Genomic DNA, 15582 nt, shown 5'->3' with positions numbered 1-15582 from the left:
CGCCCCACGGGCCTTCACCCTGCAACGCAAACCGACGAACCGCCGCCACACCGATGCCCAACGCCACCCTCCTCCACGAACTCATCGGCGTGTCCGCCGAGCGCGCGCCCGACGCCCCCGCGCTCACCGCGGGCACCACCACCGTCGCCTATCGCGATCTGGACGCGCAGGTCGCGCACATCGCCAGCGGTCTGGTCGCCCTAGGTCTCGAGCGTGGCGAGCGCGTCGGCATCTTCCTCGACAAGCGCATCGAGACCGTCGTTTCCAGCTTCGCGGCAGCCCGCGCGGGTGGCGCCTTCGTGCCGGTCAATCCAATCCTCAAGCCCGAGCAGGTAGGGCACATCCTGCGCGATTGCAACGCCCGCGTACTCGTCACGTCGCCCGAACGCCTGCCCTTCCTCGCCGACGCCCTCGCCCACTGCCACGATTTGCGTCACGTCATCCTCACCGCGCCACTCGCCAAATCCGTCGAGCTACCGGCCCTCCACGTCGTCCAGTGGTCGGATCTCGTTGCCACCCCGATCGGCGCCTGCCATCGAGTCATCGATACCGACATGCTGTCGATCCTGTACACGTCCGGCAGCACCGGCCGACCTAAAGGTGTCGTACTGTCGCATCGCAACATGGTTGCCGGCGCCCAAAGCGTTGCCAGCTATCTCGGCAACCACGCCGACGACACCCTGCTCGCGGCGCTGCCGCTGTCCTTCGACGCAGGCTTCTCGCAGCTCACCACGGCCTTTCACAGCGGCGCGCGCGTCGTCCTGCTCAACTACCTGCTGCCCCAGGACGTGCTCAAGACCATCGTTCGGGAAAGGGTGACGGGGCTCACCGCTGTCCCTCCGCTTTACATCCAGCTCGCCCAACTGAAATGGCCCGAGCACATCGACGACCACCTGCGCTACTTCGCCAACACCGGCGGACGCATGCCCCATGACACCTTGAAGGCGCTTCGCGCCCACCTTCCCCGGGCCAGACCTTTTCTGATGTACGGCCTGACCGAAGCCTTCCGGGCCACCTACCTGCCGCCCGAGCAGGCCGACATCCGACCCGACTCGATCGGCAAGGCGATTCCCAACGCAGAAGTGCTGGTGCTGCGCGAGGACGGCACCGAATGCGCCGCCAACGAACCCGGCGAACTCGTCCAACGCGGCGCCCTGGTGGCGCTGGGCTACTGGAACGACCCCGAAAAAACGGCAGAGCGCTTCAAGCCACTGCCCTCTGGCGCCCCCGGCCGGCAAAGCGGGCTCGTGCTGCCCGAAATCGCCGTGTTCTCCGGCGACACCGTCCGACGGGACGAAGACGGCTACCTGTATTTCATCGGCCGCCGGGACGAGATGATGAAAACCTCCGGCTACCGCGTGAGCCCAACCGAAGTGGAGGAAATTCTCTACGCCACCGGGCAGGTTGGCGAGTGCGTGGCCTTCGGGGTCCCCCACCCGGCGCTGGGGCAGGCGATCTGCGTCATCGCCACCGGCAAGGACACGCAGCCCCTCGACGCCGCCGCCCTTCTTGCTGAATGCCGTCAGCGCATGCCGGCCTACATGATTCCCTCCACCATCGAAGTCCGCGACGGCCCTCTGCCCCGTAACCCCAACGGCAAGATAGATCGCAAGACCCTCTCCAGCGCATTCGAAAGCGCTCTCAAGGTACAAGCATGAGCGAAATCTCCCGCGAAAAGCCGACCCACGCGCCGATGGAGCAATTCCACGTCCAGAACGGCGAGCTGATCGTCGGCAACCTGCCACTGCGGCGCCTCGCGGCGCGTGTCGGGCAAACACCCTTCTACGCCTACGACCGAAGACTTCTGTCACAACGGGTTGCCGAACTCCGAGAGAGTCTGCCAACCGGCATCAAGCTCCATTACGCCATGAAGGCGAATCCGATGCCCGCCGTCGTCGACCACATGGCCCGGCTCGTCGATGGCATCGACGTCGCTTCTGCGAAAGAACTCCAGGTCGCCCTCGACAGTGGGGCCGATCCCTTCGAAATCAGTTTCGCCGGCCCCGGCAAGCGTCACGACGAACTCCGCCAGGCCGTCGCAGCCGGCATCCTGATCAACATCGAATCCTTTCGCGAAGTGCGCGAACTCGCCGCCATCCGGCAGGCAACCGGCTGGCAAGTCCGGGTCGCGGTGCGCGTCAATCCGGACTTCGAACTGAAGAGTTCCGGCATGAAAATGGGCGGCGGCCCGAAGCAGTTCGGCGTCGATGCCGAGCAGGTGCCCGCACTCCTCGCCGAAATCGCCACGGCCGGGCTCGCCTTCGAAGGCTTTCATCTTTTCGCCGGCTCGCAGAACCTTCGCCCGGAGGCCATCGTCGAAGCCCAGCGAAAGTGCTTCGATCTCGCCGTCACGCTGGCCGCCTACGCGCCGTCCGAGGTCCGCTTCCTCAATCTCGGCGGCGGATTTGGAATCCCGTATTTCCCCGGAGAACGTCGCCTCGACTTGAGCCCGATCTCCAAGAATCTCGCCGAAATCCAGAAGGAAGCAGCAGAAAAACTACCCGGCGCGCGCATCGTCCTCGAACTCGGGCGATATCTGGTCGGAGAGGCCGGCGTTTACGTCTGCAGCATCATCGACAAGAAGGTCTCCCGCGATCACTGCTTTCTGGTCACCGACGGCGGGCTGCACCACCACCTCTCCGCCTCCGGCAATTTTGGGCAAGTCATCCGCAAGAATTACCCCGTCGTGATCGGTGATCGCATGGATCAACCCGCCATACATCACGTTTCAATCGTCGGCCCACTCTGCACGCCGCTCGACATCATCGCCGACAAATCAACCCTGCCTGATGCCGAACCCGGCAATCTGGTCGTGGTGTTCCAGTCCGGCGCTTACGGTGCAACGGCCAGTCCACGTGGCTTTCTAAGCCATCCCGATCTCGTCGAAGTGCTGGTCTGAAAAACAAGAAAGGGAGCTCAGCTCCCTTTTTTCAATCGCACGAAATCTAAACTCACTACTCGAAATAAGCATCGGGTAAGGGCTCGACCTGAAGATCGTTGTCCTTCGCAAAATTACGGAGGAAGTTGTAAGCCAACGGCTCGATATCGTGAATCCGCGCATCCACGAGCACCGTCTTGTCCCCTTTCAGATTGCACGCCGGCCGTACAAACGGGGAATACGTCATCCGATTGTCTGACCCGAAGACGGACATGATCCCGCACAACCGATCCGCCCAATCGCTGGGTCGAAACGTCTTGCCGTCGCTGGTGCGACCGACAATCACAAAGTTTTCAACTTTTAGAATCATGGGCAATTACGGAAGAAGTGACACTCAACACGCAGGACGACTTCATTCACCGCAATCCGCCATAACTACAACATCCACGGAAGACGCCAGCCCTGCCTCTACGAAAAACACTGACCGAATTGTCTAAAAAGATCCCAAACAAAACAATGCCCGGACAACCCGGGCATCGGCAACACGCTCAGGCGGACTTCTTCCACAGATATCGATACACGAAACCCGGAAAAACCATCACCAACGCCAGGCATATAGAAATGGCGTAAAACTCCCAACCCTGAGCATAACTGCTGCCGTGAAGGCGAGCCTCCGAAATCCGTAGACCTCCCATCACAGCGAGGTAACAGACACTAAGCTCCAGAACCCGCAGCGCAAGACTTTTCCCGCCTGATAACGCTAGAACACCGAACAGTCGATTGCTGGCAAACACGAGGTTTGCCAGCACCATCACAGCAAAAAAGACGACTGCAATAAAGCTCACGACCGAGTCGAATCTCAAAGAGATCCGAGCAGAGAATATGCGCAAAGCGACATCAACGCTTGCGGCATCAGGCCAAGAGCCGCAATCGCAACCCCGTTGATCGACAGCAGAACGCGCATTTCAGCCGGAGCGACGATCGGGGTAGTGTCCACCGGCTCGTCGAAAAACATCACCTTGACCACACGGAGGTAATAGAACGCACCAATCAGCGACATCACCACAGCGAGAATCGCGACCCAGATATAACCCGCTGCGACGACCGCCTGCAGCACCGAGAACTTCGCAAAGAAACCGATGAAGAACGGGATGCCCGCCATAGAGAACATCACCATCGCCATCACACCCGCAAACCACGAACTGCGCTTGTTCAAGCCTTTGAGATCGTCGAGGGTTTCGACCTCGACGCCGGAACGCGACAACAGAATGAGGACGCCGAACGACGCGAGACTCATCAACACGTACGAAACGACATAGAACATTGAAGAGCTGTAGGCATTTAGCGCAAAGTGCCGATCACCACCCACCACACCGGACATCAGACCGAGCAGCATGAAGCCCATATGGGAAATGCCGGAGTAACCGAGCATACGCTTGATGTTCGACTGAGCAATGGCAGCCAGATTGCCCAAGACGATCGACAACACGGCAAGGAACATCAACATCGATTGCCACTGATCTGCCAGTTCGAACAGGCCGTTCACCAACAGTCGCATGGCCATAGCAAACGCAGCCAGCTTCGGCGCCGACGCGATCATCAGCGTGATCGAAGTCGGAGCGCCATGATAGACGTCAGGAATCCACATGTGGAACGGCACGACACCTAGCTTGAACGCCAGCCCTGCGACAACGAAAACGAGGCCGAACATCAGAACAGTCTTGTTACCGGCCTGATGGTAGATCGACTGCGCCACACCGGAGATCTCCAGCGTACCGGTTGCACCGTAAAGCATAGAAATGCCGTACAGCAGCAAACCCGATGCCAGTGCGCCAAGCACAAAATACTTCATCGCCGCCTCGGTTGCCCGCGCAGAATCCCGCTGAAGTGCAACCATTGCGTACAACGACAGCGAGAGCAGCTCGAGACCCAAATACAACGTAAGGAAATGATTGGCGGCGATCATCACCATCATCCCCAGGGTGGCATAAATGGCGAGCACGTAGTACTCGGTGGTCTCGATCTTCCGATCCCGCATGTAACCGCGCGAATACAACAGCACGATAGCCACCGCGAAATAAAGCATCAACTTCAGGAAGTCGCCCATCAAGTCATCCACGTACATGTTGCTGAACGTGAAGCTCACCTGACCGTCCATGAATACCAAGGTGATGCCCGCCGCACCGAACAAGGTGAGCTGGGTCAAGTAGTAGACCAGCGATCGCGATTCTTTGACAAACGTTCCTGCCATAAGAACCACAAACGACATTGCCACCACAAACAGCTCAGCTGCTGCAGGGTAAAAATCCGGGATAACAAAGTTCATATCAAGGCCACAATCAGAAGGTATTCGTATCGGTCAGCCAGTTAAAGCTTGCTCACCGCCACATGCTTCAGCAGATCATTGACAGAAGCATGCATAACCTCTGTAACAGGGAACGGGTAGATACCCATCGCCAGCACACAAACCGCCAGAACAACCAGGAAGACGAATTCCCGATTGTTGATATCTGTCAATTCGGCAACATGGTCATTGGCGACCTCGCCGAACACAACACGCTTGTACATCCACAACGTGTAAGCAGCACCAACAATCAGCGTCGTGGCGGCAGCGAAGCCCACCCAGAAATTGTGCTGGACGGCGCCCAGCGCAACCATGAACTCACCCACAAAACCGGACGTCGCAGGCAAACCGGAATTCGCCATCGCAAAGAGCATGAACAACGCTGCAAACTTGGGCATGACATTCACAACACCGCCGTAATCAGCAATCTGACGCGAATGCATGCGGTCGTAAAGAACGCCGATACAGGCAAACATCGCACCAGAGACGAAGCCGTGAGAAATCATCTGAACCAGCGCACCCTCTATACCCAGCGGGTTGAAAATGAAGAAGCCGAGCGTCACGAAACCCATGTGGGAAATCGAGGAGTAGGCAACAAGCTTCTTCATGTCGGTCTGCACAAGCGCCACAAAACCGATATAGATGACTGCAATCAGAGACAAGGTGATCATCATCGGAGCAAAGGCATGGCTGGCATCCGGTGCGATCGGTAGCGAAAACCGCAGAAAGCCGTATGCACCGAGCTTCAAACCAATCGCCGCCAGTACGATGGAGCCACCGGTGGGCGCCTCGACGTGCGCATCTGGCAGCCAGGTATGTACCGGGAACATCGGCACCTTGACTGCGAACGACACCAGGAAAGCCCAGAAGATGAGTGTCTGCACGTCCATGCCGAGCTTCAGCTGGTGCCAATCGAGAATGCTGAAGCTACCACCAGACTCCATGAACAGATACAGGAGCGCGATCAGCATCAGCAGGGAACCCGCCAGCGTGTAAAGGAAGAACTTGATCGCTGCATAAACCCGATTCGGACCACCCCAGACACCAATGATGATGAACAGCGGAATCAACGACGCCTCAAAAAAGACATAGAAGAGCACCCCGTCCAATGCACTGAAGATACCGTTAATCAAGCCAGACATAATCAGGAAGGCCGCCATGTACTGTGCGACTTTTTCCTGAATCACCTCCCAGCCCGCGATAACAACGATCAATGTGATGAAGCTGTTCAGGAGCACGAACAGCATCGAGATGCCATCCACGCCAAGCGTGTAGTTGATGTTGAAGCGCGGAATCCAGGGATAGGACTCGACGAATTGCATCGCGCTGGTGCTTACATCAAAGGATGTGTAAAGCGGGACACTCACCGCGAGGCCAGCCAGCGCAAAAGCCAACGCCATGAAGCGCGCCGCCTGTGCGTTGCGATCGGAGCCCGATGCAAGCACCAGGATACCGCCAACGATCGGAACCCAAATCGCGAGGCTGAGGAATGGAATAGGATTACCCGTCATCTCTACTTTCCGTTCTATGCGCCGAACTACGCGCACAAGTCCTAAATCATGAATCCAACAAAACTGTAACCGGTCGGAGAATCACTCAGCCGCGATTGAACCAAAAGGTCAGCAGGATGAAGACACCGATAATCATCGAGAAGGCGTACTGGTACACATGGCCACTCTGGAAGAGACGCGACAATTGGGCAATCAGGCCCACTGCCTTCGCGGAACCGTTCACGATCATCCCATCGATCAGCGCCTGATCGCCGACCTTCCAGAGACCGCGACCCAGCAGACGAGCCCCGCCTGCAAACACGAACTCGTTGAACTTGTCGAAGTAGTACTTGTTCTCCAGCAGCGTGTAGATCGGCTTGCACGCTTTCATGATTGCAGCCGGGATCGACGGCGCGACCATATAGAAGAACCAAGCGACAATCACCCCACCCATCGCCAGAGCGAAGGGCAGCGAAGTGAGACCATGAAGCGCCATCGCGACAGGCCCATGGAACTCTTCGGCGAGCTCGGCCATACCGTGGTGATTCTCACCAAAGAAGATCACACCCTTAAACCAGTCACCGAAAAGCATCGGCATGATCGTGAAATAACCAACCAATACGGACGGAATCGCCAGCAGAACGAGGGGCAATGTAACTACCCAAGGAGACTCATGGGGCTTTTGACCCGGAGCGAGACCATGGTGGTGCTCGTCATGATGAGCATCATCCTCGTGATGATCGTTATGTTCATCATGCGAGGCATGAGCCTTGCCGAAACGTTCCTCGCCGTGGAAAACGAGGAAATACATTCGGAAGGAATAGAACGCAGTAACGAAAACGCCAGCGATGACACAGAAGTAAGCATAGGACGCACCGGGAACGTGCGATAGCGCCACAGCCTCAATGATCGAATCCTTTGAGTAGAAACCGGAGAAGAACGGGAAACCGATCAGAGCAAGTGAGCCAATCAACGAGGTGAACCAAGTGATCGGCATGTACTTCCACAGACCGCCCATATTGCGCATGTCCTGATCATGGTGCATGCCGATGATGACCGAACCCGCACCAAGGAACAGAAGCGCCTTGAAGAACGCGTGCGTCATAAGATGAAAGACTGCAGCAGAATACGCCGAAACGCCAAGCGCGACTGTCATGTAACCAAGCTGCGACAGCGTCGAGTACGCCACGACACGCTTGATGTCGTTCTGGACGATCCCGAGGAAACCCATAAACAGCGCAGTGGTCGCGCCGATAACCAACACGAAGGACAGCGCAGCTTCAGAGAGTTCGAACAGCGGAGACATCCGCGCAACCATGAAAATCCCTGCGGTCACCATCGTGGCCGCGTGAATCAGTGCGGAAATCGGAGTCGGGCCTTCCATAGAATCAGGCAGCCAGACGTGGAGCGGCACTTGCGCGGACTTACCCATTGCTCCGATGAACAAACCAATACAGATCGCAGTGATCAGAGGCCAGCCAGTTTCCGGAACCGTCATCGAAGCAAGCTGAGTTGCCTTACCAAACACCTCGTAGTAGTTGAGCGTACCCGCATAGGCCGCAACCAAACCGATGCCCAGGAGGAAGCCGAAGTCACCAACACGATTAACAAGAAACGCTTTCATGTTGGCGAAAATTGCCGTCGGACGCGTATACCAGAACCCGATGAGCAGGTACGACACCAAACCAACCGCTTCCCAGCCGAAAAACAGCTGGAGGAAGTTGTTTGACATGACCAGCATCAACATCGAAAAGGTGAACAATGAGATATAGCTGAAAAAGCGCTGATAGCCGGGATCCTCCGACATATAACCGATGGTGTAGATATGCACCATGAGCGACACAAACGTGACGACCAGCATCATCATCACCGTCAGCGAATCGATGAGGAAACCGACCTCGAGCTTCAACGCGCCCGATGTAGCCCACGTGTAAAGCGTACCGTTGAAGACATTGCCAGCCTGCACGTCCTGATAGATCAGAACGGAGCAAGCGAAGGAAACGGCGACACCGAGGATCGTGACGATATGCGCGCCCGTGCGTCCTACCACCTTCCCGAACAATCCAGCCACAATCGCACCGAACAAAGGCGCAAGCGGCACTAAAAGATAGAGCTTCTGAATCCCAGTCATCGAAAAGCTTCCTTATCCCTTAAGACTATCCAAGTCATCAACATGAATTGTTCGAAGATTGCGGAACAGAGCCACCAGGATCGCCAAACCGATCGCTGACTCGGCCGCCGCCACCGTCAGAATGAAAAACACGAAAATCTGTCCGGCTGCGTCGCCCAGATAGTAAGAGAACGCGACGAAATTAATATTGACCGCCAGCAGCATCAGCTCGATGGCCATAAGAAGAACGATCAGGTTCTTCCGGTTCAGAAAAATACCAACGACGCTGATAGCGAAAAGAATCGCGCCGAGTATCAGGTAGTGAGACAACGAAAGCATGTGCTATTCCTCCAAGCGCCCGTGCGGCTCAATTCTTTTCAGTATTCATGCGAACGATGCGCACACGATCATCGCGCTTGACCGCCACCTGCTGTGCCGGGTCCACCTTCTTGACGTTGTTCCGCTTGCGAAGCGTCAGAGCAACGGCTGCAATCATGGCCACAAGCAGCACGATGGAAGCAAGCTCAAAGGGATAAACATAATCCGTATAGATCAGGCGCCCCAATTCCTTGGTGTTGCTGTAACCAGCCGGAACGTCACTAGGCTGAGGCATGCCCTCAAGTCCGAAGTAACGCCCGCCCAGCACCATCACCATCTCGACGACCATCAAAACGCCAATCAAAGCTCCTACCGGGAGATAGCTCCAGAACCCCTGCCGGATGCGCTCGAGGTTGATATCAAGCATCATCACTACAAACAGGAACAAGACCATTACCGCGCCGACGTACACGAGAACAAGCGCGATCGCCAGGAATTCCGCGTGCAACAGCATCCAAATCCCGCCTGCGGTAAAGAAGGCAAGTACGAGAAAAAGGGCGGCATGAACCGGATTTCTAGCGGTGATCACGCGCAACGACGCCAACACCAATATCGTCGAAAAAAAATAAAAAATGACTGTCTGGAAATCCATAGCACATCCCGTTATGTATTAACAACCCACCGAAGCAAGCTCACCGGTATTTAGAGTCAACTTCACGATCCTTAGCGATCTGAGACTCATACTTGTCACCGACAGCGAGCAGCATCTGCTTGGTGTAATAAAGATCGCCGCGTTTTTCCCCGTGATATTCAAATACGCGGGTTTCGACGATCGCATCAACCGGACATGCCTCCTCGCAAAAGCCGCAAAAGATGCATTTGGTCAGATCAATATCGTAACGGCTGGTACGACGGGAACCATCGTCTCTTTGCTCAGAATCGATCGTAATGGCCAACGCCGGGCAGATCGCTTCGCAAAGCTTGCATGCGATACATCGCTCCTCTCCGTTCGGATAGCGACGCAATGCATGAAGTCCGCGAAAGCGAGGGCTCTGGGGTGTTTTTTCCTCGGGAAACTGTACTGTGATCTTCCTGGCAAATAAATGCCGACCAGTAAGCGCCATCCCCTTCAACAGCTCTTTGAGGAAAAGGCTCCCAACATAATCTTTCATGAAACTCATTAGAAAGCCCTCACTTCCAGATAGACCACGGCGACATTACCCATACGGCAACCACTACCACCCAAACCAACGTCAGCGGAATAAAAACCTTCCAACCGAGTCGCATGATGTGGTCGTAACGGAACCGAGGGAAAGTCGCACGGAACCAAAGAAACAGGAACAGGATGAACGACGTCTTGAGCGCCAGCCAGACAAATCCATCAGGCAGGAACCCAACGGGTGACAGCCACCCCCCGAGGAACAGGATCGAGGTCAATGCCGAAACCAAGATCATGTTCGCGTATTCGCCGAGGAAGAAGAGGGCAAAAGCCATGCCCGAATATTCGATCATGTGGCCGGCGACGATCTCGGATTCACCTTCAACCACGTCAAAAGGTGCGCGGTTGGTTTCAGCGATACCGGAAATCAGGTAAACAACGAACATCGGCAACAGCGGAATCCAATTCCAGCTCAGGATACCAAGACCCATATCAGCGCCCTGGCCTTTGCCTTGCGCGTTGACGATGTCTGTCAGATTCAGGCTGGAAGAGACCATCAAGACACAAACCAGCGCAAAACCCATCGCAATTTCATAGGACACCATCTGCGCCGCTGCACGCATACCACCAAGGAAGGCGTACTTGGAGTTCGATGCCCAGGCCGCGATGATCACGCCATAAACTTCAATGGAGGTGATCGCGAGCAGGAAGAGAAGCCCCGCATCAATGTTGCCGACCACCCAGCCCTCGGAAAACGGCACGACAGCCCAAGCTGCCAATGCGGGCCCCAAAGCAAGCACCGGGCCTACGATGAACAACGCTTTACTTGAGCCTGAAGGAACGATGATTTCCTTGAGCAGGAGCTTCACGCCGTCGGCAATCGGCTGCAGCAAACCGCGCGGACCGACCCGGTTAGGGCCAATCCGAACCTGCATGTAACCAATGACCTTACGCTCGGCAAGCGTCAAATAGGCAACGCAAAGAAAAAGCGGGGCAATGATCCCGACGATCTTAGCCAGCGCCCAAACCAGCGGCCAAGCGCCACCAAAAAACTGAGAGACCGGTTCAATCAAGGCTTCCATCACACCTGCTCCACTTTGACTTCACCATGCAAGCACCCCAGCAAGAAAGTCGCTTCATGCGCTCCAGAAAGACGGATGCAACCATCAGCAACGCCGGAATCTTCCTGCAACTTGACTCGAATCTCACCTGAAGCAGACTTGACGCGAACTTCGCTCCCCGACACCAGACCCGAGGCGCCGATGGTCATAACATTCATGCGCGCGACCGGGACGGAGGCGTCGACGGTTACCTGAAGGGAGGCGGCACGCCGAACGACAGAATCGGCCGCGTAGATCGGAACGTCGGCGACCCTCTCAAGCCCTCCGGTGACCTGAGCGACACGCCAGTCTGCCTGCTGCAGGGCGGGCAGGAAAGCGGGCAGCGCCGTTGCTTCAGTGCCGGCCAACACAGCCTGACGCACATCCTCAATCCTCTCCTGCTCGAAGCCATTTACACCGAGCGTGGTACCAATGACGCGAAGCACCTTCCAACCCGGACGAGACTCTCCAAGCCCCTTGACGACCGGATAAAAAGACTGCGCCCTGCCCTCACAATTGACGTAGGTACCCGCGGTCTCCGTAAACGGCGCGATCGGCAGAACGACATCAGCCACTTCGAGCAGCCGGTCAGATTTGAAGGAAGTGAGGCTGACCACCATCTCCGCCTGCTTCAATGCTGCAACCGATCGAACGCCATCAACGAAATCGAGATCGGGATCCACACTCAGCAAGAGGTAAGCCTTCAGATTCTGCGAAAGCATCTCGACGGCATTCAAACCGCGGCCCCCCTTCGCGAACGGCAACGCGCCTGCGAGATAGCCACCAACACTATTCGCAGCTTCACCGATCACACCCAATTTCGCCTGGGCGAGTCGTGCGATTTCGGCCGCTAGGGCGGAAATCTGACCATACCGGGGATGTTGGGCAGCGAAATTGCCAAGCAGGATCGCCGCCTTCCGGCCAGTTGCGAGACTCTGCGCAACCGCGGACGCCTCTTCGGTAATCTGAACAGAAGCGCAGACTCCCTCAAGTTCGGCACTCACAGCCTGCTCGGTGGCCTTCGCAAGCGCGGCGGCAATTGCAGCCAGCGACGCAACGGTCTTGCTCGGAGCGACACAAACCTTGTTCTGAACTGGCAGTTGCCAGTCATCAAAGGCAGGATTGACCGCAGAAACCTTCAAACCTCGCTTGGCTGCCTGACGGACGCGCTGCGCCAAAAGCGGATGATCTTTCCGGAAGAAGCTACCCACGATCAGCAATCGATCCAGCTTGGCAATGTCTGTAATCGGCATTCCGAGCCAAGGTACGCTCGCGCCGACACCATCGAGCGAAAAATCGCTCTGACGGAGACGGAAATCAATATTGTCAGAACCGATGCCACGAACCAACGCCTGCAACAAATGCAGTTCCTCAAGCGTGGAATGAGGCGAAGCCAACGCGCCGATGGCGCTCGCCCCATGCTCGGACTTGATCGCATTCAACCCATTGGCGACGTATTCGACTGCTGTCTGCCAGTCAGTTTCGATCCACTGACCGCCCTGCTTGATCATTGGCGTCGTGACACGATCCGCGCTATTGAGTGCTTCGTATGAGAAACGATCCTTGTCCGACAGCCAACATTCGTTGATCGCCTCGTTCTCTAGCGGGAGAACGCGCTTCACGACATCGTTCTTCACTTGAACGATCAGGTTGCTGCCGAGGGAGTCGTGAGGGCTGATAGACTTTCGGCGGGACATTTCCCAAGCACGAGCACCGAATCGGAACGGCTTCGAGGTCAAAGCACCCACCGGACAAAGATCGATGATGTTCCCGGAGAGCTCGGTATCGACCGTCTTCTCGACAAACGGCATGATCTCGGCATGCTCACCCCGGAAAGCCTGCCCGAGCTCCATCAGGCCGGCGATTTCCGAAGTAAAACGAACACAACGCGTGCAATTGATGCACCGGGTCATGTCAGTCGCGACCAGCGGGCCCAGATCCTTGTTGCCCACCACGCGCTTTTCTTCTTGATAACGGGACTGCACACCACCGTAGCCGACCGAAAGATCCTGTAGTTGGCATTCGCCACCTTGGTCACACACAGGGCAATCCAGCGGGTGGTTGATCAGGAGAAACTCCATCACCCCCTTCTGGGCTTTGACAGCCTGCTCGGAATGAGTCCAGACTTTCATTCCATTGGTGACCGGCGTGGCACAAGCGGGCAACGGCTTCGGTGCCTTCTCGACCTGAACCAGACACATCCGGCAATTTGCCGCAATAGACAGCTTCTTGTGGTAGCAGAAATGCGGCACATAAGCACCGACCTTGGTAGCAGCCTCCATGACAGTGCTGCCATCAGGAACCTGTAACTGCTTTCCGTCAATTTCGATTTCTAGCATGTCGAGCCTACGCTACGTAAATCTTGCTACCTTCGCGCTGCACGTCCAGCGGCACGAGGCACTTTTTGTATTCAATATGGAACGCGAACTCGTCACCAAAATGCTTGATGAAGCTCTGAACAGGCATAGACGCCGCATCACCGAGCGCACAGATCGTACGCCCCATGATGTTGGCGGTGACACTATTCAGGAGATCAAGATCATCGGGGCGACCCAGACCATTTTCGATGCGATGAACAACGCGATAAAGCCATCCAGTGCCTTCCCGGCACGGCGTGCATTGACCGCACGATTCCTCGAAATAAAAATAGGAAAGCCGCTCCAGCGCCTTCACCATGCATGTAGTCTCATCCATGACGATCACCGCTCCGGAACCGAGCATGGAACCGGCTTTGGAGATAGAGTCATAGTCCATCGTGCAATCCATCATCACGGCGCCTGGGAGTACCGGCGCTGACGAACCACCAGGAATCACGCCCTTCAGCTTGCGGCCACCACGCATGCCACCTGCCATCTCAAGCAGCGTGGAAAACGGCGTGCCCAGCGGAATCTCGTAGTTACCAGGCTTATTGACGTGGCCGGAAACCGAGAAGAGCTTCGTTCCACCGTTGTTCGGCTTGCCCAGCGCAAGGAATGCATCCCCACCTTCCCTGATGATGAAAGGAATGGATGCGAACGTCTCCGTGTTATTGATCGTAGTGGGCTTTCCGTACAGACCGAAACTGGCCGGAAACGGCGGCTTGAACCGCGGCTGCCCTTTCTTACCTTCAATGGATTCGAGTAGAGCGGTTTCCTCGCCGCAAATGTAAGCGCCGTAACCATGATGCGCAAACAAATCGAAGCTGAAGTCACTGCCCAGAATGTTCTTACCGAGAAGTCCGGCATCACGGGCTTCCTGAAGCGCCTCCTCGAAACGCTCGTAGACCTCGAAAATTTCCCCGTGGATATAGTTGTAGCCACGCTCACAGCCCATCGCGTAACCCGCGATGATCATCCCCTCGATGACGGTATGAGGGTTATAGCGAAGAATGTCACGGTCCTTGAAAGTACCCGGCTCACCTTCATCCGAGTTACAAGCAATATATTTTGCGCCGGGGAACGCGCGCGGCATGAAGCTCCACTTTAGGCCGGTGGGAAAGCCCGCACCACCTCGACCACGAAGAGCAGACTTCTTGACTTCATTGATAATCTGATCCGCAGGAATTTTTTCCGCGATGATTTTTTTCAACGCATCGTACCCGCCTCGACCGATATAGTCAGAGAGACGCCAAGTACGATCACCGTCGAGCCCTGAGAGGATAATTCCTTGAGAATTCATTTTTTCAGATCAGCCAGAAGTTGATCAATTTTTTCCTCGGTCATCCAGCTGCACATCCGGTGGTTATTAACCAGCAACACTGGCGCATCTCCACATGCTCCCATGCACTCGCCTTCCTTCAAGGTGAAGCGACCGTCCGGAGTCGTCTCATTGAAATCGATCCCGAGCTTTTTCTTCAGGTAATCAGCGGCATGTACGCCACCGGACAAAGCGCAGGGCAAATTGGTGCAGACCGTAATCTTCTTGGCACCAAGCGGAGCCAAGTCATACATGTTGTAAAAGCTGGCGACTTCATAGACCGCGATCGCGGGCATATCGAGATACTCGGCGACAAACTCGATAGTTTCGCTTGCAAGCCAGCCCTTTTCCTCTTGCGCAATTCGAAGAGCAGACATCGATGCCGATTGCTTTTGATCCTCGGGATACTTGGCGATCTCGCGGTCAATTTTTTTCAGGGATTCTGGGCTTAGCATTTTCTATCTTGTTTATCCGAATATCTCTCAGGAGATGACGTCTGATCCTAATG

The 15582-nt window shown here is 56.0% G+C and carries 14 protein-coding genes; 2 read left to right on the top strand and 12 right to left on the bottom strand.

What is annotated here, in order from left to right; translation table 11 throughout:
• Window positions 1–53: 53 nt before the first annotated feature.
• Entirely contained in the window at window positions 54–1658 is a 1605-nt protein-coding gene (locus ACE3P2_RS16955; RefSeq protein ID WP_374266613.1) for an acyl-CoA ligase (AMP-forming), exosortase A system-associated, read from the top strand.
• A gap of 35 nt (window positions 1659–1693) precedes the next feature.
• Window positions 1694–2899, top strand: a complete 1206-nt coding sequence (locus ACE3P2_RS16950; RefSeq protein ID WP_374266611.1) for a pyridoxal-dependent decarboxylase, exosortase A system-associated — start codon at window positions 1694–1696, stop codon at window positions 2897–2899.
• Window positions 2900–2954: 55 nt separating this feature from the next.
• Here ACE3P2_RS16950 and ACE3P2_RS16945 read toward each other — a convergent pair whose 3' ends face one another.
• The 12 genes from ACE3P2_RS16945 to nuoE form a co-directional block, all read right to left on the bottom strand.
• A complete protein-coding gene (locus ACE3P2_RS16945) occupies window positions 2955–3248 on the bottom strand; it encodes a DUF3579 domain-containing protein (RefSeq protein ID WP_374266609.1) in 294 nt (97 codons plus the stop codon).
• A gap of 178 nt (window positions 3249–3426) precedes the next feature.
• Window positions 3427–3723, bottom strand: coding sequence for a DUF2818 family protein (locus tag ACE3P2_RS16940; RefSeq protein ID WP_374266607.1), 297 nt, complete (start codon window positions 3721–3723; stop codon window positions 3427–3429).
• Window positions 3724–3737: 14 nt separating this feature from the next.
• Window positions 3738–5204 (bottom strand): NADH-quinone oxidoreductase subunit NuoN, encoded by a 1467-nt coding sequence (gene nuoN / locus ACE3P2_RS16935; RefSeq protein WP_374266605.1) that lies wholly within the window; start codon window positions 5202–5204, stop codon window positions 3738–3740.
• 41 nt (window positions 5205–5245) lie between these two features.
• The gene (locus ACE3P2_RS16930) at window positions 5246–6733 is read right to left on the bottom strand and encodes an NADH-quinone oxidoreductase subunit M (RefSeq protein WP_374266603.1); all 1488 of its coding nucleotides are present in this window, start codon (window positions 6731–6733) and stop codon (window positions 5246–5248) included.
• Window positions 6734–6818: 85 nt separating this feature from the next.
• Complete coding sequence (nuoL, locus tag ACE3P2_RS16925; RefSeq protein ID WP_374266601.1) at window positions 6819–8843, bottom strand: NADH-quinone oxidoreductase subunit L; 2025 nt, start codon at window positions 8841–8843, stop codon at window positions 6819–6821.
• Between the two features lie 12 nt (window positions 8844–8855).
• Window positions 8856–9161 (bottom strand): NADH-quinone oxidoreductase subunit NuoK, encoded by a 306-nt coding sequence (gene nuoK / locus ACE3P2_RS16920; RefSeq protein WP_374266599.1) that lies wholly within the window; start codon window positions 9159–9161, stop codon window positions 8856–8858.
• A gap of 28 nt (window positions 9162–9189) precedes the next feature.
• Window positions 9190–9792 (bottom strand): NADH-quinone oxidoreductase subunit J, encoded by a 603-nt coding sequence (locus tag ACE3P2_RS16915; RefSeq protein ID WP_374266597.1) that lies wholly within the window; start codon window positions 9790–9792, stop codon window positions 9190–9192.
• A gap of 40 nt (window positions 9793–9832) precedes the next feature.
• Window positions 9833–10321, bottom strand: a complete 489-nt coding sequence (nuoI, locus tag ACE3P2_RS16910) for an NADH-quinone oxidoreductase subunit NuoI (protein ID WP_374266595.1) — start codon at window positions 10319–10321, stop codon at window positions 9833–9835.
• A 10-nt stretch (window positions 10322–10331) separates the two neighbouring features.
• The gene (gene nuoH / locus ACE3P2_RS16905; protein WP_374266593.1) at window positions 10332–11381 is read right to left on the bottom strand and encodes an NADH-quinone oxidoreductase subunit NuoH; all 1050 of its coding nucleotides are present in this window, start codon (window positions 11379–11381) and stop codon (window positions 10332–10334) included.
• The gene (gene nuoG, locus ACE3P2_RS16900) at window positions 11381–13738 is read right to left on the bottom strand and encodes an NADH-quinone oxidoreductase subunit NuoG (protein ID WP_374266591.1); all 2358 of its coding nucleotides are present in this window, start codon (window positions 13736–13738) and stop codon (window positions 11381–11383) included. Before nuoG ends, nuoH begins: the two co-directional genes overlap by 1 nt.
• 7 nt (window positions 13739–13745) lie before the next feature.
• Window positions 13746–15056, bottom strand: coding sequence for an NADH-quinone oxidoreductase subunit NuoF (nuoF, locus tag ACE3P2_RS16895; RefSeq protein WP_374266589.1), 1311 nt, complete (start codon window positions 15054–15056; stop codon window positions 13746–13748).
• Entirely contained in the window at window positions 15053–15529 is a 477-nt protein-coding gene (gene nuoE, locus ACE3P2_RS16890; RefSeq protein WP_374266587.1) for an NADH-quinone oxidoreductase subunit NuoE, read from the bottom strand. Before nuoE ends, nuoF begins: the two co-directional genes overlap by 4 nt.
• Between the last annotated feature and the right edge of the window lie 53 nt (window positions 15530–15582).

The sequence above is a fragment of the Zoogloea sp. genome (assembly GCF_041911615.1).
Lineage (GTDB): Bacteria > Pseudomonadota > Gammaproteobacteria > Burkholderiales > Rhodocyclaceae > Zoogloea.
Note: the sequence above shows the minus strand (reverse complement) of the source record. Positions and strands in the feature narration are given on the sequence as shown.

What these genes read in the sequence shown, in the direction of transcription:
- ACE3P2_RS16955 (WP_374266613.1), top strand. Translation starts at nt 54, where the DNA reads ATGCCCAACGCCACCCTCCTCCACGAACTCATCGGCGTGTCCGCCGAG.
- ACE3P2_RS16950 (WP_374266611.1), top strand. Translation starts at nt 1,694, where the DNA reads ATGGAGCAATTCCACGTCCAGAACGGCGAGCTGATCGTCGGCAACCTG.
- ACE3P2_RS16945 (WP_374266609.1), bottom strand. Translation starts at nt 3,248, where the DNA reads ATGATTCTAAAAGTTGAAAACTTTGTGATTGTCGGTCGCACCAGCGAC.
- nuoN (WP_374266605.1), bottom strand. Translation starts at nt 5,204, where the DNA reads ATGAACTTTGTTATCCCGGATTTTTACCCTGCAGCAGCTGAGCTGTTT.
- ACE3P2_RS16930 (WP_374266603.1), bottom strand. Translation starts at nt 6,733, where the DNA reads ATGACGGGTAATCCTATTCCATTCCTCAGCCTCGCGATTTGGGTTCCG.
- nuoL (WP_374266601.1), bottom strand. Translation starts at nt 8,843, where the DNA reads ATGACTGGGATTCAGAAGCTCTATCTTTTAGTGCCGCTTGCGCCTTTG.
- nuoK (WP_374266599.1), bottom strand. Translation starts at nt 9,161, where the DNA reads ATGCTTTCGTTGTCTCACTACCTGATACTCGGCGCGATTCTTTTCGCT.
- ACE3P2_RS16915 (WP_374266597.1), bottom strand. Translation starts at nt 9,792, where the DNA reads ATGGATTTCCAGACAGTCATTTTTTATTTTTTTTCGACGATATTGGTG.
- nuoI (WP_374266595.1), bottom strand. Translation starts at nt 10,321, where the DNA reads ATGAGTTTCATGAAAGATTATGTTGGGAGCCTTTTCCTCAAAGAGCTG.
- nuoH (WP_374266593.1), bottom strand. Translation starts at nt 11,381, where the DNA reads ATGGAAGCCTTGATTGAACCGGTCTCTCAGTTTTTTGGTGGCGCTTGG.
- nuoG (WP_374266591.1), bottom strand. Translation starts at nt 13,738, where the DNA reads ATGCTAGAAATCGAAATTGACGGAAAGCAGTTACAGGTTCCTGATGGC.
- nuoF (WP_374266589.1), bottom strand. Translation starts at nt 15,056, where the DNA reads ATGAATTCTCAAGGAATTATCCTCTCAGGGCTCGACGGTGATCGTACT.
- nuoE (WP_374266587.1), bottom strand. Translation starts at nt 15,529, where the DNA reads ATGCTAAGCCCAGAATCCCTGAAAAAAATTGACCGCGAGATCGCCAAG.